Origin of the sequence: Pontibacter saemangeumensis, from assembly GCF_039541895.1 — a bacterium.
Taxonomy (GTDB): Bacteria; Bacteroidota; Bacteroidia; order Cytophagales; family Hymenobacteraceae; genus Pontibacter; species Pontibacter saemangeumensis.
This window is the reverse complement of record NZ_BAABHC010000005.1, coordinates 352,892-373,736: the sequence shown is the minus strand read 5'-3', so window position 1 is coordinate 373,736 and position 20,845 is coordinate 352,892. Positions and strand designations below refer to the sequence as shown.

The following is a 20,845-nucleotide window of genomic DNA, read 5'->3' as shown; positions in this document are numbered from 1 at the left end:
GCAAATCAAGATGAAAGAAAAAACGGTAACAGAGAAGCGTCGCAAGTACTGTGCGGCCTTCAAAGAGGAAGTGCTCCAGATGGTGTTCAATGGCCACCCTGTTAGCCGGGTGGCCCGCTCCTTGGGTATCATCGGCGAGAATCTTATATACCGCTCTACATCAGATATATTGCTCCTCTTGATTCAAAAAATAAGACAGGGGAATAGAATGCAGGTGTATGGGTTTAAGTACACCTGAATTCTAAGAATTATACAGGCTGCGCCTTAAAACCAGCCTTCTCGACAGCGGCAATGACCTCGTTGGCAGAAAGGGAATTTGTCTTTACGGTCAATACCTTGTCTTTCTGGGTGGTGTCCACGTTCCACTCGCAAACGCCTTCAGTGGAATTTAGTACAGGGGTTACCTTAGAGACACAGCCTCCGCAGTTGATATTGGTTTTGAATTGTAAGTCTTTCATGATTTCACGTTTTTAATTGTACTAATCGATTTTACACTTTAAGGTAAAGCAGGCCTATGTCCTGCCTGGTACTTACCTCTTAGTTTTTTCCATTGCTTCCAGGCGTTGCCTATATCTTCTGCACCTTCAGCCGCAGGCTGTTCGTGACCACTGACACAGAACTCAGGGCCATGGCCGCGCCTGCAATCATGGGATCCAGCAGAAAGCCGTAAAACGGGTAAAGAGCACCCGCCGCGATCGGAATGCCTATCAGGTTATAGATGAAAGCCCAGAACAGGTTCTGTCTTATCGTCCGTACCGTTTGCTTCGACAGCTTCAGCGCTTTTGGAATCTGTAGCAGGTCTGATGAGATAAGCGTCATTTTGGCGACATCCATGGCGATGTCAGAGCCCTTGCCCATGGCAATGCTTACATCCGCCTGCGCCAGTGCATGTGAGTCGTTGATGCCGTCACCTACCATGGCCACTACTTTTCCCTTAGCCTGCAAGTCCTTTACAAAAGCTGCTTTTTCAGACGGCAGCACCTCCGCTACAAAGTTTTTCACGCCCACCTGCCTTGCTACACTGGCAGCTGTTTGCTGGTTATCGCCGGTGAGCATGTACACTTCTACTCCCTGCTCCTGGAGAGTGCGAATGGCTGCCGCGGAATGCTGCTTGATCTGGTCGGCAATGGCCACCAGGGCAACGGCCTCTTTATTTTCTGCAAAGAAGATGACTGTCCTGGCTTCACCACGTAAGGCATCTGCCCGAAGTGCCAGCTCCGGTGCAACACACACACCTTCCTCTTCCAGCAGTTTATGATTACCTGCTACATACTGGTTGCCATTCAAAGAGGCTTTAACGCCACGCCCGGTAAGGCTATCAAAGTTCTTGAGTTCCAACGACCTTACCTCCTGCGCTTTCAGATGACGCACCATAGCTTCTGCCAGCGGGTGCTCTGACTGCAACTCCAGGGAGAGCAGTACTGTTTGCAGGTTTTGCCTGTTAATATCTGCTGTATCAGCCCAGACAACGTCAGTAACGACAGGTTTTCCTTCTGTTATAGTGCCTGTCTTATCGAGTATGATGGCATTTACTTTATGGGCCTGTTCCAGGCTTTCCGCGTCTTTGATGAGGATGCCGTTTTCAGCCCCTTAGCCCACGCCCACCATGATAGCGGTAGGGGTTGCCAAACCGAGGGCACACGGGCAGGCTATCACGAGCACGGTCACCAGGGCCAGTAGTCCTTGCGTCAGGCCGCTGTCCCCACCCAGCGTTAACCAGGCGGCAAAGCTTACGAGCGCAATCACCAGCACGATAGGCACGAAGATGCCCGCAATTTTATCTACCAGTTTCTGTACTGGGGCCTTGGATCCCTGCGCTTCCTGCACCATTTTGATGATTTGCGCCAGCATGGTCTCGCTTCCGACTTTCTCAGCCACAAACCGGAAGCTGCCTTTCTGGTTGATGGTACCTGCGTAGACTTTGTCTCCTTTCTGCTTGGCCACTGGCACGGGCTCCCCTGAGATCATCGCTTCGTCCACATAAGTGGAGCCTTGCGCCACCTCTCCGTCTACAGGAATCTTCTCACCGGCACGCACCAGCAGCAGGTCGCCTTTCTGTACCTGGGAGATGGGCACCTCCTGCTCCTGGTCACCCTCTACCCGCCACACGGTCTTCGGCTGCAGCCCCATCAGCTTTTTAATGGCGGTGGAAGTGTTGGACTTGGCCCTCTCCTCGAGCAGCTTGCCCAGCATGATGAAGACAATGACTACGGCAGCGGCCTCAAAATAGACGTGCGGCTGCACTCCACGTGCCAGCCAGAACTCCGGGAAGAAGGTATTGAACATACTGAAGCCAAAGGCGATGCCTGTGCTGAGCGACACCAGCGTGTCCATGTTCGCCTTCCCGTTCCTGGCCTGCCTGTAGGCATTGATGAAGAAGCTGCGGCCAAAGTAAAACAGCACGGGCGCGCTGAGCACCATCATGATCCAGTTTCCGTAAGGCATGTCCATGAAGAACATCCCGATGATGAATACCGGCAGGGTGAGAATGCCCGCCGCTATGGTCCGTTTCTTCAGCGCCTGGTAATGGTTCTGCTGCGCCTCCTCCTGTTTCTCCTGGGCGTTTTCCTGGTCAATGATCAGGTCGAAGCCGATTTCCTGCACGTTTCGCTGTATGTCCGAAAGAGCCACCTTATCAGGATCATAAGACACCTGCAGTGTCTGGGAGGCAAAGTTCACCGCTGCCTTAGACACCCCTGGCTGCGTTCCCACCATGGACTCTACGCTGAGGGCGCAGGAGGCGCAGCTCATACCGGTGACCGGTAAGGATGCTTTCTGCTCCTTCACAGCAGGCTGACGGGTAGTCTTATTTGGCGTTACTATATTGTTTTCCATTATTTCTCCTCGCTTTGTCAATTAGGATGATACAAAGATACGTCCTCCCCCTGCCCTGGCTCTTACATAATTCTGGATAAGAGTTACAAAGTCTCTTGCAGGGAACTGTAGAAGAGCAATCGTTAGCCAGTCTACCAGTCTACAGGATATTCGTACGAAAACCCTCTGGTATGTGCTGCCTCTGGTATGTGCTGAGGGTGTCACAACGGCATGAACGGTTACTGAACTTAACAAATGGGAGGGGCAAATCGTTTGCTGGTGTTCAAGAACCATTCCAGGCTTCGGAAGTATCAAGCTTTGCGTGCAGTAAGGATGCCCTACGGCGCGACCTACACAAAAAATATATAAAAATTTTTGTTAACTATGTAATAGTTCTTGTTGCTCCCGTAGTACCTTTGCAAACGTAAATAAAGCTGTTCATGAAGTTTTTCCGCCGGATTGTATTGTTTTCCCTTGCGCTGCTGGTGCTTGTCTCCTCGACAGGCTTCTCGGTGGGAATGCATTTATGCGCCGGAGAGGTACGTGACCTGACCTTTTACGGAGAGGCAACAGAATGTCTCATGGGGCAAAAGAAAGAAACACTGCCTCCCTGCCATGCTCCTGAAAAAGAAAAGGCTCCCCAAAGCAGCTGCTGCGAAGACCACCAACTGGTAGTAGAGCGCCTGGATATGGCTTCTGACTCAAAAGCGCTTGTCCTCATAAAAAAGTTGGACCTTAAGTTCATTGCCGCTGTAAAAGCGGTTATCCTGCAGTTGTTTGGACATCAGGAAGGCCTCAAATCTGCTTACGCGCTTTATACTTCCCCTCCAATCGCCCGGGACATACCCGTTCTGGTGCAATCCTTCCTAATTTAACCTTACAGGCCGCTAAGTGCATTCGTTGGCTGGTATAGCTGTGTCTTTTTGTGAAGAGACTAGCAGGACTGGCCATACTTTACACTTCAGCATTGCTTTCTACTTGCCGCTTCCCGGCGGCTTCTAAATTTCCTGTTTAAGGTTACTTTTCTATACCCATGATTGCGAGATTGATTTCCTTTTCGCTCCACAACAGAGTGATAATCCTGCTCATTGCGGCAGGCATGTTTGGCTGGGGCGTTTATTCAGTGCAGACAAGCAAGGTGGACGCCATACCGGATTTGTCGGAGAACCAGGTGATCGTGTTCACCGAGTGGATGGGCCGCAGCCCGCAACTGGTGGAGGACCAGGTGACTTACCCGCTCGTGACGAACCTGCAGGGCCTGCCCGAGGTGAAGTATGTGCGCGGCAGCTCCATGTTCGGCATGAGCTTTATCTACATCATTTTTGAGGATGACACCGACGTATACTGGGCCCGCTCGCGGGTGCTGGAGCGCCTGAACTCCATTGGCAACATGCTGCCCGACGGTGCCACGCCTACCCTTGGGCCAGACGGCACTGGCGTGGGGCACATCCTCTGGTATACCCTCGACGCCCCCGGCATGGACCTGGGCGAGCAGCGCGCTATCCAGGACTGGTACGTGAAGTTCGCGCTGCAAAACGTCGATGGCGTGAGCGAAGTGGCCTCCTTCGGCGGCTTCCAGAAGCAGTACGAGGTGACGGTGGATCCCAACAAACTTACCTATTACAACATCACCATCCCGCAGGTGATACAGGCGGTGCGGGCCAACAACAACGAGGCCGGGGGCCGCAAGTTCGAGCGCTCCGACATCGGCTACATCATCAAAACCACGGGCTACCTGGAGTCGGCGGAGGAGATCGGCAACATCGCCATCACCACCAGCAACACCATCCCGGTGCGCGTGCAGGACGTGGCCACCGTGCAGATGACGGGCGAGAGCCGCCTGGGCATCTTCGATGTGAACGGCGAGGGCGAGGCGGTGGGAGGCATCGTGGTGATGCGCTATGGCGAGAACGCCGAAGAGGTAATCGAAAACGTGAAGGTGAAGATGGAGGAAGTCTCCAAGGGTTTACCCGAAGGCGTGAAGTTCAACATCGTCTACGACCGCAGCGGGCTGATCAACGAGTCTGTTGACTCTATTAAGCACACGCTGATCGAGGAGATGATCGTGGCCTCCGTCATCGTGCTCCTGTTCCTGTTCCACTGGCGCAGCGCGCTGATCATCATGATCCAGCTGCCGCTCGCAGTTGCCATCGGCTTCATCCTGCTCAACGCCTTCGACATCTCCTCCAACATCATGTCCCTGACCGGCATCGCCCTCTCCATCGGTGTGATCGTGGATGACGCCATCGTGATGGTGGAGAACGCCTACCGACACCTGGCCGGTGCGGAACAGGGCAAGCCATCGGAGGATTAATTCGCATCATTCAAACATGGAATGAACATGAAACTGACAAAAGAAGATAGAATTCGAATCATAGAGAAATCCAGTAAGCAGGTAGGACCCAGCGTGTTCTGGAGCACGGTGATCATCATCGCCTCTTTCCTGCCGGTGTTTCTGCTGACAGGCCAGGAAGGGAGGCTGTTCAGCCCCCTGGCCTGGACGAAGACATTTATCCTCATTGTGGACGCCATTCTGGCCATCACGCTCACGCCCGTGCTGCTCTCCTATTTACTCAAAGGAAAATTCAAGGCCGAGAGCGAAAACCCTATTAACCGAGGGCTTGAGAAAGTGTACAGCCCGGTGCTGAAATGGTGCCTGAAGTGGCGCAAAACCACGCTGGGCATCAACATCATAGCGCTGCTAATCGCTATTCCGATGCTGTTTAGCATGGGTACGGAGTTCATGCCGCCGCTGGATGAGGGCTCTATCCTGTTCATGCCTGTCACGCTGCCTGATATTTCGAATGCGGAGGCCAAGCGCATCCTGCAGGTGCAGGACAAGATCATCAAGTCGGTGCCGGAGGTGGAGAGCGTGCTGGGCAAGGCGGGCCGCGCCAGCACCGCGACCGACAACTCCCCCATCAGCATGATCGAGACGATCATCATGCTCAAGCCGGAGTCGGAGTGGCGCGAGGGCATGACTAAACAGGACATCATCCAGGAGCTGGACGCGAAGCTGCAGATTCCGGGCGTGGTGAACGGCTGGACACAGCCCATCATCAACCGCATCAACATGCTGGCCACCGGCATCCGCACCGATGTGGGCGTGAAAGTGTACGGTCAGAGCCTGGACTCTATCGCAGTGGTTTCAGAGCGGGTAAAAGCAGCCCTAAACGGCGTGCCCGGCGTGGAAGACCTGTACGTGGAGCCCGTCACGGGCGGCAAGTACCTCGAGATCGACATAAACAGGGAAGCCCTGGGCCGCTACGGCCTGACGGTGGATGACGTGAACATGATCGTGGAGTCTGCTTTGGGGGGCACTCCGATCGGCAACACCATCGAAGGAAGGGAACGCTTCTCGATCAACGTGCGCCTGGCGCAGGAGTACCGCAGCAGCGTGGAGCGCATCCGGCGGATTCCGATCCAAACGGCCTCGGCTGGCACCATTCCATTGTCATCGGTAGCAGAGATCAACTTTACAAGCGGCCCTCCCATGATCAACTCCGAGAATGCGCAGCTGCGCGGGGCGGTTCTGTTTAACGTGCGCGACCGTGACCTGGGCAGCACCGTGCAGGAGGCTATCGAAAAGATCAACAGCGAAGTGACGGCCATACCAGAGGGGTACTACCTGGAGTGGAGCGGGCAGTGGGAAAACCAGGTGCGCGCCAACAATACCCTCAAGATCATCATCCCGCTGGTGCTGCTGATTATCTTTCTCATTCTGTACTTCTCCTTCAAGTCGATGAAGGAGGCGCTCATCAACCTGGGCACAATCCCATTCGCCCTGATAGGCGGCGTGTACATTGTCTACTTCTATGGCGTGAACCTGTCGGTGGCGGTGGCCGTGGGCTTTATCGCGCTGTTCGGCCTGGCGATGGAGACAAGCATGCTGATGGTGGTGTACCTCAATGAGGCGATGCAACAGCTGGTGGCTGCCAAAGGCAACTCTTCCGAAACGATCACCAAGCAGGACATCCGCGATTATGTGTTTATGGGAGCGGCCAAGCGCCTGCGCCCGAAGATCATGACGGTGTCGGTGTCCCTTTTCGGTCTGATTCCCGTGCTCTGGGCCACAGGGGTGGGCACCGACGTGATGCTGCCCATCGTGCTCCCGCTGATCGGGGGCGTGTTCACCTCTTCCGTTCACATCCTGCTGGTAACCCCGGTGGTGTTTGAGATGACGAAAGAGCATGAGTTAAAGAAACGCGGTAAACTGGAAATCTACGATGTCAAGCATTAAGAAATACAGGCATTTAAGCTGGTTGTTTGTGATGTTACTGGCCGGCGCTCCGGCGCTGGCCCAGCAGCAGACCATGAATCTATACAGTGTGCTGCAAACAATAAGCAGCAACAACCCCATGCTACAGGAATATGATTACCGCGCCAGGGCCATGGATGCCTATGCCCAAGGCGCTAAAAGCTGGATGGCACCCATGGTGGGCGGCGGCGTTTTCATGTACCCTTACCCAGGCGCAGAAGTGATGGAGGGGCGTGACAAAGGCATGCTCATGCTGTCGGCGGAACAGGACATCCCGAACCCCGCCAAGCTGCGTGCCAAAGAAAGCTACATGAGGTCCAGGGCGGCCATCGAGAATGCGGGTAGGGACGTGACTTTCAATGAGCTGCGTGCACAGGCAAAGACCGCTTACTACAACTGGGTGGTGCTGGAGAGAAAGATGGACGTGTTGCAGGACAGCGAGCGCATCATGGAGTACATGCTGAAGCTGGCCAGGATCCGCTACCCCTACAGCCAGGGCAGCCTGGGCAGTATCTATAAAGCGGAAGCGAGGCTGCACGAGGTGGAGAACATGCAGCTGATGACGGTCAGCCAGATTGAGCAGCAGAACGTGCAGCTCAACACCCTGATGAACCTGCCTACGGAGCAGCGATTCCGCATTGACACGGTAGTAGCCGTACCTGAGCCAGCCCTACTGGCTGTGGATACGACCAGCCTGATCAATGCCCGCAGCGACCTGCGCCAGCTTGACAGGACCATTGAATCCATGCGACTGAATGTGCAGTTGGAGCAGCTGGAGCGCAAGCCTGATTTCCGTATCCGCTTTGAGCACATGTACCCGCGCGACAACATGATGCCGCAGCAGTTCACGGCGATGGGCATGGTGTCCATTCCCATCGCGCCGTGGTCCTCCAAGATGTACAAGGCCAATACCAAGGCGATGAACCTGGAGATTGAGGCCATGCAGCGCGAGCGGGAGTCTGTTATAAATGAGGCCCAGGGGATGGTGCGGAGCATGGCCCTGGAGCTGAATACCATGCGGGAGCAGGCAGAGAATTATCAAAACAAGATCATCCCCGCCCTGAAGAAGAACTACGACGTGACCATGCTGGCCTATGAGCAGAACAGCGCCCAGCTACCCGAGGTGATCGATGCCTGGGAGGCGCTGAACATGGCGCAGATGGAATACCTCAACAGGCTGCAGGAGCTGTACTTAATGGTTGTGAATTATGAGAAAGAAATTGAGAAATAGCACCTTATTCCTACTGGCTATCCTGCTGCTCATCACATTGGGGGCCTGCAGCCACGGGGAAGAGCAGGAGCATGCGGAAGGCACTACTGAATACACTTGCCCGATGCACCCGCAGATCGTGCAGAACGAGCCGGGCACCTGCCCTGTCTGTGGGATGGATCTGGTTCCGACATCTGCTCAGGGGGAGCCGATCGTTGTCACAGATGATCTCGCTTTCCTGCTGCAGCCGACAAACGAGTCGGTGGTGGCGGATATCAGCACCATCAAACCGGAAGAAAAGACGGTGCCCGCTTCTGTGGAGATGGAAGGCATCATCACGTACGACGAACGCCGCATCTTCTCTATTCCGGCGCGTGTGGGCGGCCGCATCGAGAAGCTGTTTGTGAAGTACAACTACCAGCCCATCCGTAAAGGCCAGAAGCTGCTGGAGGTATATAGCCCCGAGCTGGTGACGGCACAGAGAGAGCTGCTGTACCTGGTTCAGTCGGCCCCGGAAGACAAGGCCCTGATTGAGGCGGCCAAGCAGAAACTGCGTCTTCTGGGTGCCACTGAAGCCCAGATCAGCCGCCTGCTCCGGACAGGTGAGGCGAGCAATACGTTCGCCATCTACAGCCCCTACGACGGCTACGTGATCGGACTCAACACCACCGCTCCATCGGCCACGCCGAGCGCCATACCTGTAACAGCTCCAAATGCAGCAGGGGGCATGGGTGGTATGAGCGGCGGTGTTGCCGCAGGCTCGGGTGCAACAGCCCCGGCAGCGGGCGGCAGCGAACTGCCGCTACGCGAAGGCATGTATGTAACCGCTGGACAGCCGCTGGTGCGCGTGGTAAACCCTGACCAGTTATGGGCCGAGTTTAACATACCCGCCGGGGAGGTCACGTCTATTGCCAAAGGCGCTCCGATTGAGATCACTTTCCCGCAGCTGCCCGGCGAAAAGCTGGACGCGCAGGTAGATTTCCTGCAGCCGTTTTATAAGGCGGGCGAGAACTTTGCCAAGGTAAGGGCCTATATACCGGGGCAGCAAAAGCTGGCGCGCGTAGGCCAGTTGGTGTCGGCTACCGCCAGCTATACCACGGCTCCCGCCCTATGGGTACCGCGCGAGGCCGTGCTGGATATTGGCACAAAGTCGGTTGCCTTTAAGCAACAAAATGGTGCCTTCAAGCCAGTGGCCGTAACCGTCGGCACCACGGAGGGGGATCAGGTACAGATTGTGGAGGGGCTGCAGCAGAATGATGTTGTCGCCGCTAATGCCCGGTTCCTGGTGGACAGTGAAAGTTTTATCAAACTTAAAGAAACAGACGGATGAAGAGATGGATCATAAACACGCTACTGATGATGCTTATAATCAGCACTGTGGCCTGCAGCGAGCAATCCCATGAAGAGCATGCTGACGGCGAGACTACCTATACCTGCCCGATGCACCCGCAGATCGTGCAGAACGAGCCGGGCACATGCCCTATTTGCGGCATGGACCTGGTGCCGGTGTCGCAGTCTGGGCAGAATGAAGGCGAGCTGATGCTGAGCGAAAGCCAGATCGCACTGGGTAACATCGCGGTAAAGCGTGTAAAGTACGGCGATGTGGGCAGCAGCACCATCCTGACGGGGCAGCTGGTGCTGGACGAGACACAAACAGACGTCGTCAGCAGCCGTGCCGCGGGCCGTATCGAACGGCTCCACATCAAAGAGACAGGGCAAAGCATCAGAAAAGGCCAGCCGCTGTACGAGCTGTATTCAGAGGAGCTCCTGACCCTGCAGCGCGAGTACCTGCTGGCCCTGAGGCAAAACCAGGAATTCGGAGAAGAGAACCCGCGCTTTGCGTCCTTCCTGGAAGCGGCCAAAAAGAAGCTCCTGCTTTATGGCCTGACCGAGGTGCAGGTCCGAAACCTGGCCAGTATTGAGCAACTGGATGCCCGCGTGACCTTCATGGCCCCAAGTTCAGGCGTGATAACGGAAGTCGCCGCCGCCGAGGGGCAGTACATACCCGAAGGCGGCGTGCTCTACAGGCTTGGCAAGCTGGGCAGTATCTGGGTGGAGGCCGAGCTGTACCCCCAGGAGGTGGCCCAAGTGCAGGCAGGGGATCCGGTTCAGGTGTCGGTGCAGGGTTTTGCCGAGGGCACTGTCCCGGCCAAAGTCACGTTCTTGAGCCCTGAGCTCAGGGCCGGGAGCCAGGTGGCGGTGCTGCGTGCCGAGCTGCCGAACAAAGAAGGCCAGTACCTGCCCGGCATGCAGGCGAATGTGCTGCTTCCTGGCAAGAGCGGCGCTGCACTGACTGTTCCCACCGATGCGGTCATACGTGACGAAAGTGGCAGCCATGTGTGGGTGCAGACAGGGAAAGGAACCTTCCAGGCGCGCATGGTGACGCTCGGGGAGGAAAGCTTTAACAACGTAGCCGTACTTTCAGGGATCAGGGAAAACGACAAAGTGGTTACCTCGGGTGCCTACCTCCTTTACAGCGAGTTCGTGCTGAAGAAGGGTGGCGACCCCATGGCTGGCCATAACCACTGACACCGATGAAAGACTGCTGCAGAACAGAACCAGAGGACCCAAATAGACAGAAGTATAGAAAGTGGCTCAGGTGGTCGCTTTACCTCATTATAGGCGCTTTAGTCGCTTTTGTAACAATAAACCAAATGAATCATTAACTCCAAATAACCTTTAAAATGAACCGAAGACCAATTCAAAGAATCGCATTCGCGGGGGCCGTCATGGGTGCCTTTGCCTTCACGGCCTGTGCTGAGAAGCAGCAGGAAGCCGCCGGAACAACCCAGGACCAGCACGAGGGCATGGATCATGGCAACATGGACCACAGCGGCATGAACCACGGGCAGATGACAGCCCAGGAGGTGGTAGAAACCCCTGATTATACGTCGGTAGCAGCGCCTGTGAAAGCCCAGGTAGCAGCTTTGGTGGATAGCTACTTGAAATTGAAAGACGCGCTAGTTGCTTCCGACTCCCAAGCAGCGAAGGCGGCGGCGGAGTCTGTGTTAGCCGCCGCCGAAAAAATAGACCTTGCTGCGCTGGAAGGCGAGCAGCAGGCATTTGCGGAGGACAAGCTGGAAGAGGTAAGGCAAAGTGCCTCCAGCGTCGCAGCGGCAGGCGATGTAAGCGCGCAGCGTGAGAGCCTGGAGCTACTTTCAGAGGCTACATTCTCTCTTACGAAAGCCTTTGGCGCCACAGATCAGAAACTGTACTACCAGCACTGCCCGATGGCCAGCAATAACCAGGGGGCCTACTGGCTGAGCTCTAGCCCGGAGATCCGCAACCCGTATTTTGGTGAGCAGATGCTCAAATGCGGCAGCACGGAGGAAGTGCTCAATTAAAACCATTCATGCGTGGGCCTAGCAACGGCTCACGCATGATTTAACCGTGTTTTACCTGTACGCCGATCAGAGACGTTGCTGAATACCTGGCGGGACCGGCTGAGAGGCTTTCATCCCAAGGCTATGCAGCATGTGTGAAGGCGTGTCCTGTTCAAGCACGGGACAAAGCGTTACTTTATTATTTTTCCCATATATTTGCCACAGGTGCAGGTTAAAGTGTTGTAAAATAGAGGCTTTGCTCTATGAGAAGAACCAGACATAACAAGAAGACGAGTTTTATGGGGCTGTTTCTGCTGACGGTCTTCGTAAACCTGTACCTTGTCCAGCTGGTTTGCAACCTGCCGCACCTGGTGCAACGGCTCCGACCTGTGGCTTCCGCCCCGGCACATCATCACAGCCAAGGGCATCACGAACACAGCCATACGCATGGACAGGAGACGTCTTACGGTGACGGGCACGCACACCACAAGGGTAAGCATCCTGCTTCGTCAACGGAGGATGCTGGCTGCTGTGCAGGGAAAGAATACGCTCCTATTCTCAAGGCCTCCCCTTCCGTAGAGCTTCCGTCACTTGTAAAGGCACCCTTTGCCTTCTTGGGCGGCCTGTATCAGGCGGTTCTGAGTTTTCTGTACAAGAGCCGTATCACAGCGGTGGCGCACGCTCCCCCCGATGCCCCGGTTCCTAAAATACCCGATATCCGGGTATTCCTGCACTCTCTCATTATTTGATGCACAAACTGTGGCTGTACTGCCTCCGTGCTGGAAGAGCTATGCTCATCCAGCACGGAGGCAGGCAACCTGCTGTGGCTCCATACCTGCACCGTTTTTCCATGGCTTGCAGCAGGACATGCAGCCTCTCAGGCATGTTTGTGTATCAAATTATGCGGGCCCCGCTTTTCAAGCAGCAGCCTCGCTTCACATGCTATTTGTGAAAATGAACGAAGAGAATATGCACCAAAAGGTGCTTCGCATTAAAAATATGGTATGCCCCCGCTGCATCATGGCAGTGCGCCAGGAACTGGAAAGCCTCGGCCTGCATGTGCTGGAGGTGGAGCTTGGCACGGCTGTCATCGATGGAAACGATAAGGTAGACGAAGGCGCTATAGAAGCGGCTATGGTCAGCAAAGGGTTCGAGCTGCTCCACGATAAGGGAGAAGAGCTGGTGGAAAGCATCAAGGTGGCTGTCATTGACCTGATCTATACGGACAAGATATCAACCCTTGCTACGAACCTGTCCACTTATCTGGCTGAGGTGCTCGGGAAAGACTACTCTACCATCAGCACTGCCTTTAAGGCCTCCGAAGGGATAGCCCTGAACAGGTACATTGTCCTGCAGAAGGTGGAGCGAATCAAAGAGCTGCTGACCTACGACGAGCTTCCGCTTAGTGCTGTTGCTGCCAAGCTTGGTTATAAAAGCCTGCAGCACCTGTCGAGCCAGTTCAAAGAGGTGACTGGCACAACACCCAACAAATATAAAAAGCAGGGTGGCATAGACCGCCATCCCATAGATAACCTGCATTGACACCTAGAGCGCTCCACAGATATATAACGCTGCCCCATGAATCTATAAAACTGCTTTAGCTTTGGCTAAGTACTGTAAGTGTGTCTACATGTATGACTTCGCTTAATCAGCAAGGTTATAGGGGACGCTTATACCAGCGGTTTTATACGTTGGGATGTAGTCAGGTATCGTGGAAAGGTACTATTCCAATTTGTACATCCAACTTATCTAAAACCTAATAAATGACGAAGAAAATCCCTTTACTAATGCTACTGACCTTGCTGTTGTCTATCATCCACACGGAGCCACTATATGCGCATGGAGGCGAGAAGCACGACAAGGCCGCGCAAACAGAAGAGCATGCGCAGGAGCCAGATACTTCTGCACCACAAAGCGTAGCACCCGAAGAGCATGCGGCGCACGTGCAGGAACCCGCTACGGCGCACGCCAGGCCAGATGACTTTCCAAACAAGCACCCTTTAGTCGTGCACTTCCCCATCGTGCTGCTGCTGGTAGCCGCTGCCGTGCAGCTGTGCAATATCCTGTTCCTGCGCAGGGAGCTGGATTGGATCACCACCGTGGCTACTATAATAGGCTTTAGCACGGCCTACTATGTAACTAAATTTGCACACCCGCACACCAGTGGCCTTACGGAGCACGCCAAACTGGTGCTTGATCAGCATGACCTCTATGCCGATTGGACTATCTACCTTGCAGGAATAGGCCTGGGCGCCCAACTGCTAAACCAGTTTCTGTTTAAAGGCAGGCGCTGGAGCGTAGCGATGGTAGCCCTGCTTCTCACCGGTGCCGCCTACTGTGTGGCCATGGCGGGACACTATGGCGCGCAGCTCGTACACATAGAGGGAGTCGGTCCCCAGGGCAGGTATCTGGATACAGGCCACCACTAAGTGGAAAGGCGCAGACCCCATAGCTGCGCCTTTTTTATTCAGTCGTTTACCGTACTGATACAAACCAAAGTGAACAAAATGAGCAGGTACAACTATGACACGATAGCCGAGGCACTCGTTGACTTAAAGAAAAGAGGTTATACCGAGGACTTTCACCTAAGGCCGTATTGTCTGGAATGTCCGCGACTACAACTGGAATTAGGGGCAGGGGAGTTTGAAATTGATGAGACACACCGCTTTGAGGGGGTTAACAATCCTGACGATAACACTGTTGTGTACGCCATTTCCTCTGATAGAGGGCTCAATGGAGTGCTGGTAGATGCGTATGGGACTTTTGCTGACTCCGTGACGCCTGAAATGGCCCTGAAGCTGAGAATTGATTAACGAAATTAAAGCGGCAAACACCTATGAAACACGAACATGAACACGGCCACCATCATGCTAAAGAACAGGCCGAGAAGGAGACTGGCAAAATAGAAGAGCGCCTGGAGGAGAAAACACTACACGCCCACAGAAAAGCAATGCCACATGGAGATGGTACCGATCCGCCTCACGAGGAGCATGTAGGGCATGGGGCCACGGGCACGATCACCACCGCATGATGATCGACGACTTCAAGAAGCGGTTCTGGGTATCGCTGGCGCTGTCTATCCCCGTAATTGTCCTGAGCCCGATGGTGCAGCATATACTCGGGTACTCACTCGAGGTGCCCTACAGCCTATACATCGCCTTGTGCTCTCCTCTATCATCTATTTCTACGGTGGGTGGCCCTTCCTGACGGGGCTTTGGGAAGAAGTAAAGAAAGGCTCCCCGGGCATGATGACACTGATATCCATGGCTATTTCGGTGGCTTATTTCTACAGCACGGCTACCGTGTTCGGGCTGGAGGGGATGGACTTCTTCTGGGAACTGGCCACCCTGATCGTGATCATGCTGCTGGGGCACTGGATAGAGATGAAATCGGTGCTGGGCGCCTCCAAGGAGCTGGAGCTGCTCGTGAGCATGATGCCCGCAGAGGCCATGCTGGTTCGTAACGGAGAAACAGTGCGGGTGCGTATCGCAGACCTCCAGAAGGGCGACCTGATCCTGGTGAAGCCGGGCGAGAAAGTACCTGCCAGCGACGCGGAGGAGGGTGTGGAAACCGTGGTATACGTGCTGGTAGATAGCCAGCCAATCGGCTACATCACCATGCGCGACCAGATAAGGGAAGAGTCTGCCAGTGCCATACGGGTGCTGAAAGAGAACGGAATCAAGAACCTGCTGCTGACCGGCGACAACGAGCGGGTGGCCAAAAGCGTGAGCGACAAATTAGGTATGGACGGTTTCCTGGCCAATGTGCTGCCGCACCAGAAGCAGGAGAAGGTGAAGGAACTGCAGGCAAAAGGCGAGTTTGTGGCCATGACCGGCGACGGGGTAAACGATGCCCCTGCCCTGGCCCAGGCTGATGTGGGCATCTCCGTGGGCTCCGGCACCGATGTGGCCGCCGAGACGGCCGACATCATCCTGGTGAACAGCAACCCGCAGGACATCGCCTCGCTCATCCTCTTCGGCAAGGCCACCAACCGGAAGATGATCCAGAACCTGATCTGGGCCACCGGCTGTAACATCATTGCGCTTCCGTTGGCGGCGGGTGTACTCTATCAGCAGGGCATTATGATCTCGCCTGCCGTAGGTGCGGCCCTGATGAGCCTGAGCACCGTGATTGTGGCCATCAACGCGCAACTGCTGCGGCGGCAAATAAAATAGCGTCATACGACTACAAGGAGGCTACATATGAAAATGGAGAACAAGAGCAACTTAAAGGACCTCCTCCCGGTGTGTAGTATTGTGCTGGTTATAGGGTTCTCCCTGAACTTGATTTGGGAAAACGCGCAGGCCCCTCTTTACAGGGGATACAATGGTTTCTTCGGGCATTTTTGGACTTGCCTGGTTGCATCTGTGATAGATGCATTGGTGCTCCTGCTCCTATACACCCTGTTTGCAGTGTTGAACCGTAGCTTGTATTGGCCGCTAAACGTTAAGCCGTGGCAGTACGGCCTGCTGGCCCTTTTCGGGGGTCTGCTTGCCGTGTGGTTCGAGAAATGGGCGCTGGCAGGAGAGCAATGGGCCTACACAGACGAGATGCCCATCGTTCCGGTTTTCGATGTTGGGCTGCTGCCTTTTCTGCAGCTTCTACTGCTCCCGGGCCTGACCTTTTACATTAGTGCAACCACTGCAAAGCTTAATCTTTTTAGAAGACGGTGACTGTGGCTTGTTACGGTTAAATTTTACATTTAAATGACAAAAAGTTATATATTTATTGCCCCTCCTGACACCACAACAACGCCCCTACTCCGATGCCGTAAAAACAGCATGTTTAACCTAACTTTTGTATATGAACAAGCTTAAAATTTACAGTTTACTGCTGTTAACAGCACTTTTCTCGGTTGCCTGTAACGACGATGACGAGATCAACCCCGGAAGTTATGCGTTCCACGCTGAGATGGAGGCGGCCATGGATAAAATGGAGCAGGCAATGGACTCCGTGGAAATGACCATGGACCCTGACGTAGACTTTGCCCGCATGATGATACCCCACCACCAAGGCTCCATTGACATGAGCAACATTGTGCTCAAATATGCGAAGCATGAGGAGATGAAGCAGCTGGCCAGAAAGTTCAAAGAAGGGGACAGCGAGAGCCAAGCCAGGTTAAGATCTTTCCTGGATGCTCATGGTGATCCGGTCCCCACAGCAGGGCCTGAGTTCATGCAGGAGATGGAGCAGGCGATGATGAAAATGAACCAGACCATGCGGGCCTATAACATGTCGAATGACCCGGACTACGATTTCGCTGAGATCATGACCCACCACCACCAGGGAGCCATTGACATGTCTCAGATCGAACTCAAGCATGGGAAAGACGAGCCGGCTCTGGACGAGGCGAGGATGATTATTGAACACCAGCAGGAAGACATTATTGAGTTGGGCGAGTTCAGAAATGAGCACGGGCAGCCAAAGTAAGTTTGTTTACTTCATGCAACATAGGGGCCGTCTATACTTTAGAGACAGCCTCTATGTTGTCTTTTCAATGCTCATAAAGAAGCGGCGTCTCTAGCCCTCTGAAAGGGAAGATCCCTTTCTGTTTCCAATTAGTTGGTGTTCCCATACGACCAAACATCCTTTACAAGCAGCAAAAAGTCAAAGGAGTGCAGCTTTTCCTTCAGCAAGAGTTAACACAAATTCTGTAAATACCCTTGGAGGTGCAACAGGTAGGTAGTACGCGCGCATCCTGGTACACTGTCAGGTGAATATACAAGTGGCCTTTGCTCTCCAGGTGTATCCTCACTACATGCGCCTTGGCTCCCACAAAAGTGCGTAATAACCCTGTAAGGATTCCGAAAGAATGGAAAGAATAATAGCTTGTTGTGCTATGTGCCCGGCTCTTTCAACCTGTTTGGCTCCTAGGGCGTTTGCCACCCGCACATTTGATGCTACGCCAACAGCCATAAACACCGCAAAATAAATGGCAAGTATGGCATTCGTGGCGCCTATGGCCGAGACCTCGGCTAGCCCTATTTTTGACACAAAGTATACATCCACAAACCCAATAAAGGTTTGGATGAAATTCTCCACAACGGCAGGAAAAGCAAGCAGCAAGATCACTTTCATTTTTGATGAAAGCGATACAGGCTCAATGTTTTCTTTTGTTTCGTTGTTGATTTTCATGGTCTAAAAGGGCCAAGCTCATCAGGTAAATGAAGAAATGTGCTGCTGCGTACTTATATTAATAGGCTTTTAGAATAGCTCTTGTGGATGTTTCAATGATGGTGGCCTGCTGACAGTTCTGTTACATGCAGCACAAAGTCTGTCGTAAGCAGTAGCTCCTTTAGCAGGAACTGCACCCACACCCGGTATGTCCCCTTAACCGTGAAGGCAGTGTGCAACACCAACTTGTCCTGGTGCACCATGGGATGTACGTGCAGGTACTCTTTTGTTTGAGTATCAATCATAACCACATGCGCCTTGGCTCCCAGGTAATCACCTAATGAAGAGGCCGGTATGACAGCCTCCTCCTATTTGATAGTAACCTGTATGGCATTCAGGTCCTGCACATCCAGCTGCACGGCAACATTGTCAACGGTTGCATTGAGAACATCCTGGTGGTAGCGCTGTGCCTCCTGTATATCACTAGCCACATCCACCGTTCTGCGGATAACAACCGGTGAGCCGTTCAGAGGCTTTACATCGCAGTAGAGGAAGAACTTGCCACCGAAGGGGAATGAGAAGTCCACGGCGTAGTCCTTGCCTGCCTTTTGTGGGTGTTCGTGGGCAAAGAAGGAAAGGTTATCTGAAACTACAATGAGGTGAACGTCTTTGGTGTGCATCTCTTCCAGCGCAAGGGTAACGTTGCTGACCTCTTGGTTGATAGGCGTAAGCAGTAGTCTAACCGTTTCCTGTACCTTTATGAAGGGAGGCTCAAAATTTAATAAAACGTCAATCATCATAATTTAAATTGTTTGGTTTTGTACTTTATGACTTGGGGTAGCTCTGAGGCCAATAGCCTCAGAGCTACTCCCTTAACCAACGCTCCGACACCTCTCTGGTATGGGGCACCATGGTGTACAGGTAAGCCTGAATTGGGACAGGGCTGTGCTGCACAGCCCTGTCCCAATTACAAAACAAACAGTACGTCGGTATTTATAGATTTTCACCTTTCTTGGTCGGTACCCCGTGCTCATTGATAACTCAGACACCTCAATTTCCTTTTCAGCTGTAAACTTTCCTGTTATACCAGGCCCAATAATATAGAGTTTTATATATTTTAAAGCACTCTTTATATATTTATTTGCCGATCAAACGCATTCCAGCCAGTCCAGTATGATATGTATAACAAGTCCTAAACCAATAAGCCTTGTCTTAGGGATAAAGACCATCAGCAGATACAGCGGGATGGCCCAGTAGCTATGCAGCAGGTGGAAACCAACACTGCACCTGTCGGGATCAACAATGGGGTCAGCCAGAAGGTGGTCCAAGTCTATGAGAATTGCTGCAAACATTATCAAGGCTGCCCGCTTAAACTTAGGGCGAAAGAACAGCCAAGCAACCGCCACAGGCACTATTAAATGCAAGACAAGGTGCCACAGAAAACCAAGGTTCATGTGGGATAGGATCTGTATTTTAGTGGATAGAGACAGCCGGCACGGTGGTTAAACCATGTCCTGTTCAAGGTTGAATGCTTACAGGAACCGAAACAATGAGATCATCCCAAGCCATATGGATTGCTCCTTTCTTTTCTGAAAGTTGCTTTATCTCATACTTTAGTCTTTCCTGGTGTTGATTTTGCACAGTCGGCTTCACTTTGACACGGAGTACGTCCTCTTTCTGATCATACTCATCCGCCAAGTGCTGCTCCCAATTCTTGTTGATGATCACTGTCCACTCCTCGCGGCCCGGATTGGTGAACAAGGCATATTTGCCTGCCTGGATTTCCTGGCCGCCTATCACCAGGTCGTGCTCAAACTCAAGGGAAGTGGCCATATGCGCACCTGTCGTCCACACCTGATCATACGGAACAAGGCCGCCCCATATGATGCGGCCTTTTACACCTGGTGCATAGTAGCTTATTTTAATGTTTACGTCACCTATGCTCCCTGCAGCCTCAGAAGGAATACTTCCTTTGATGGTGTCCTGCTGAGCTACTGTGCTTACATTATCCAACGTTTCTCTGTTTTCCGATGAAACAGCCTGCTCCTGCAGGCTTTCCTGGTTCGTATCCGAGCAGCCCACTAACGCGGATGCTGTTGTTGCTACAAGTGCGATTATGAGAAATGTTTTCTTCATTATTTTCAGTTTCTAAAGTATCTCGGTTTTGACGGTTATGTTCCTAAGGTTTACATCAGAGAGCTTTTCCAGGCCTTCGTTTTCGAAGGCGACATCAAGCTTCTCCAGTGCTATAGTATCGGAAACAGGTTCGTAATTTATGTAATCAGCAAACAAGATACCTCTGATATTCCGAACATTGTGCGCTTCTCTGAACCGCAGGCCGCCTTCGTTCACGTTAAAGCTGTAGGCCAGGTAATCAACAGTATAGTTGTCCGGGTGTATCCAGTAAATGTACTCGTCTTCATGGTCGCTCCCTCCGCCCTCCTGGTCGAAAGTGACTTTTATTTTATGGTAGGGTTTCCCTTTGATGCTCGTTTCTCCCAAGTACTTCTTGTTCACCGCTGTGTTATTCAGACCGTAGGGTAAAAGGGCAAAGTAAATCACAGAATTCACTGAATTGGCGTATGCCTTTTCTCTCTCTTCCGTTAGCTCCACTTTGAGGCCGTTTACCTCCCGGTAAAAGCCATCGTTGCTCAACACGTCCCTGACCTGGCCCAGCGAATCTGTAAACTCACGTGTATACACGTAAGCGCCATTCTCTCGAAGAATTGTATAATGCCTGTCTCTGAAATCGAAGCCCGCCGCCATTTTATCAAATAGTTTTCCCCCGTGTGCCTCTATCGATGCATCTACTATTTCTTGGGCCTTACTCGTAGCAGCTTTTCCCCCTTGCCTATCAGTAGAGGACTGGCAGGAAACCAGTGCTACCAATAGGGCTATAGAGAACAATAAGTTTAAGGTGGTCTGCCTGTAACGTTTCATAGTATCAATTGCTGGTTTTCCTTTTTAGCTTTCTCACAGGAGATAAAATAAAGCTCCCCGCCGCAAGCAGCGGGGTATCTCAAACTACTTTCGCCTCAAGAGCCTGGGTATTAAACCCTGAAAGATTAAATTGAAGATAAGTAATAACACTCCGTTCAAAGCCAGTTACTTAGATTGCACACTAAA

General features: G+C 53.0%; 20 protein-coding genes and 3 pseudogenes. 15 read left to right on the top strand and 8 right to left on the bottom strand.

Annotation, left to right across the window (positions count from 1 at the left end; translation table 11 throughout):
- Positions 1-10 precede the first annotated feature (10 nt).
- Positions 11-238 (top strand): transposase, encoded by a 228-nt coding sequence (locus ABD920_RS07865; protein ID WP_345158087.1) that lies wholly within the window; start codon positions 11-13, stop codon positions 236-238.
- 10 nt (positions 239-248) lie between these two features.
- Here ABD920_RS07865 and ABD920_RS07860 read toward each other — a convergent pair whose 3' ends face one another.
- Together ABD920_RS07860 and ABD920_RS07855 are read right to left on the bottom strand one after the other, a co-directional pair.
- Positions 249-458: a heavy-metal-associated domain-containing protein gene (locus tag ABD920_RS07860; protein WP_345158086.1), complete on the bottom strand. Its 210-nt coding sequence runs from the start codon at positions 456-458 to the stop codon at positions 249-251.
- Between the two features lie 109 nt (positions 459-567).
- A pseudogene (locus ABD920_RS07855) lies at positions 568-2,835 on the bottom strand (heavy metal translocating P-type ATPase).
- Between the two features lie 419 nt (positions 2,836-3,254).
- Here ABD920_RS07855 and ABD920_RS07850 point away from each other — a divergent pair.
- The 14 genes and pseudogenes from ABD920_RS07850 (at position 3,255) to ABD920_RS07785 (ending at position 17,035) form a co-directional block, all read left to right on the top strand.
- Complete coding sequence (locus ABD920_RS07850; protein WP_345158085.1) at positions 3,255-3,689, top strand: HYC_CC_PP family protein; 435 nt, start codon at positions 3,255-3,257, stop codon at positions 3,687-3,689.
- Between the two features lie 158 nt (positions 3,690-3,847).
- Positions 3,848-7,054 (top strand): annotated as a pseudogene (locus tag ABD920_RS24945) (efflux RND transporter permease subunit).
- A gap of 31 nt (positions 7,055-7,085) precedes the next feature.
- Positions 7,086-8,303: a TolC family protein gene (locus tag ABD920_RS07835; protein ID WP_345158162.1), complete on the top strand. Its 1,218-nt coding sequence runs from the start codon at positions 7,086-7,088 to the stop codon at positions 8,301-8,303.
- Positions 8,281-9,612: a heavy metal-binding domain-containing protein gene (locus tag ABD920_RS07830; protein WP_345158082.1), complete on the top strand. Its 1,332-nt coding sequence runs from the start codon at positions 8,281-8,283 to the stop codon at positions 9,610-9,612. The genes ABD920_RS07835 and ABD920_RS07830 overlap by 23 nt, the downstream gene beginning before the upstream one ends.
- Before the next feature lie 26 nt (positions 9,613-9,638).
- Complete coding sequence (locus ABD920_RS07825; RefSeq protein WP_345158081.1) at positions 9,639-10,811, top strand: efflux RND transporter periplasmic adaptor subunit; 1,173 nt, start codon at positions 9,639-9,641, stop codon at positions 10,809-10,811.
- 155 nt (positions 10,812-10,966) lie between these two features.
- Positions 10,967-11,626 (top strand): DUF3347 domain-containing protein, encoded by a 660-nt coding sequence (locus ABD920_RS07820; RefSeq protein WP_345158079.1) that lies wholly within the window; start codon positions 10,967-10,969, stop codon positions 11,624-11,626.
- A 242-nt stretch (positions 11,627-11,868) separates the two neighbouring features.
- Positions 11,869-12,354 carry a hypothetical protein gene (locus ABD920_RS07815; protein ID WP_345158078.1) on the top strand — a complete coding sequence of 162 codons (486 nt, stop codon included), beginning with the start codon at positions 11,869-11,871 and terminating at the stop codon, positions 12,352-12,354.
- 205 nt (positions 12,355-12,559) lie between these two features.
- Positions 12,560-13,147, top strand: a complete 588-nt coding sequence (locus ABD920_RS07810) for a helix-turn-helix domain-containing protein (protein ID WP_345158076.1) — start codon at positions 12,560-12,562, stop codon at positions 13,145-13,147.
- 221 nt (positions 13,148-13,368) lie between these two features.
- A complete protein-coding gene (locus ABD920_RS07805; RefSeq protein WP_345158075.1) occupies positions 13,369-14,034 on the top strand; it encodes a DUF2231 domain-containing protein in 666 nt (221 codons plus the stop codon).
- A gap of 78 nt (positions 14,035-14,112) precedes the next feature.
- Positions 14,113-14,418 (top strand): phosphoribosylpyrophosphate synthetase, encoded by a 306-nt coding sequence (locus ABD920_RS07800; RefSeq protein ID WP_345158073.1) that lies wholly within the window; start codon positions 14,113-14,115, stop codon positions 14,416-14,418.
- Positions 14,419-14,441: 23 nt separating this feature from the next.
- Positions 14,442-14,636 (top strand): hypothetical protein, encoded by a 195-nt coding sequence (locus tag ABD920_RS24940; protein WP_425568575.1) that lies wholly within the window; start codon positions 14,442-14,444, stop codon positions 14,634-14,636.
- Positions 14,633-15,780 (top strand): annotated as a pseudogene (locus tag ABD920_RS07795) (HAD-IC family P-type ATPase). Before ABD920_RS24940 ends, ABD920_RS07795 begins: the two are co-directional and overlap by 4 nt.
- 27 nt (positions 15,781-15,807) lie before the next feature.
- Complete coding sequence (locus ABD920_RS07790; RefSeq protein ID WP_345158071.1) at positions 15,808-16,278, top strand: hypothetical protein; 471 nt, start codon at positions 15,808-15,810, stop codon at positions 16,276-16,278.
- Positions 16,279-16,408: 130 nt separating this feature from the next.
- Positions 16,409-17,035, top strand: a complete 627-nt coding sequence (locus ABD920_RS07785) for a DUF305 domain-containing protein (protein ID WP_345158069.1) — start codon at positions 16,409-16,411, stop codon at positions 17,033-17,035.
- A gap of 324 nt (positions 17,036-17,359) precedes the next feature.
- Here the strand turns inward: ABD920_RS07785 and ABD920_RS07780 are convergent, their stop codons facing one another.
- The 6 genes from ABD920_RS07780 to ABD920_RS07755 form a co-directional block, all read right to left on the bottom strand.
- Positions 17,360-17,740, bottom strand: a complete 381-nt coding sequence (locus tag ABD920_RS07780; RefSeq protein WP_345158068.1) for an MATE family efflux transporter — start codon at positions 17,738-17,740, stop codon at positions 17,360-17,362.
- 92 nt (positions 17,741-17,832) lie between these two features.
- Positions 17,833-18,024 (bottom strand): hypothetical protein, encoded by a 192-nt coding sequence (locus ABD920_RS07775; protein WP_345158067.1) that lies wholly within the window; start codon positions 18,022-18,024, stop codon positions 17,833-17,835.
- 63 nt (positions 18,025-18,087) lie between these two features.
- Entirely contained in the window at positions 18,088-18,519 is a 432-nt protein-coding gene (locus ABD920_RS07770; RefSeq protein WP_345158065.1) for a hypothetical protein, read from the bottom strand.
- A 348-nt stretch (positions 18,520-18,867) separates the two neighbouring features.
- Positions 18,868-19,173, bottom strand: coding sequence for a DUF6122 family protein (locus tag ABD920_RS07765; RefSeq protein WP_345158063.1), 306 nt, complete (start codon positions 19,171-19,173; stop codon positions 18,868-18,870).
- Positions 19,174-19,237: 64 nt separating this feature from the next.
- Positions 19,238-19,855, bottom strand: a complete 618-nt coding sequence (locus ABD920_RS07760) for a DUF2911 domain-containing protein (RefSeq protein ID WP_345158061.1) — start codon at positions 19,853-19,855, stop codon at positions 19,238-19,240.
- 12 nt (positions 19,856-19,867) lie between these two features.
- Positions 19,868-20,659 (bottom strand): DUF6503 family protein, encoded by a 792-nt coding sequence (locus ABD920_RS07755; protein WP_345158059.1) that lies wholly within the window; start codon positions 20,657-20,659, stop codon positions 19,868-19,870.
- Positions 20,660-20,845 lie beyond the last annotated feature (186 nt).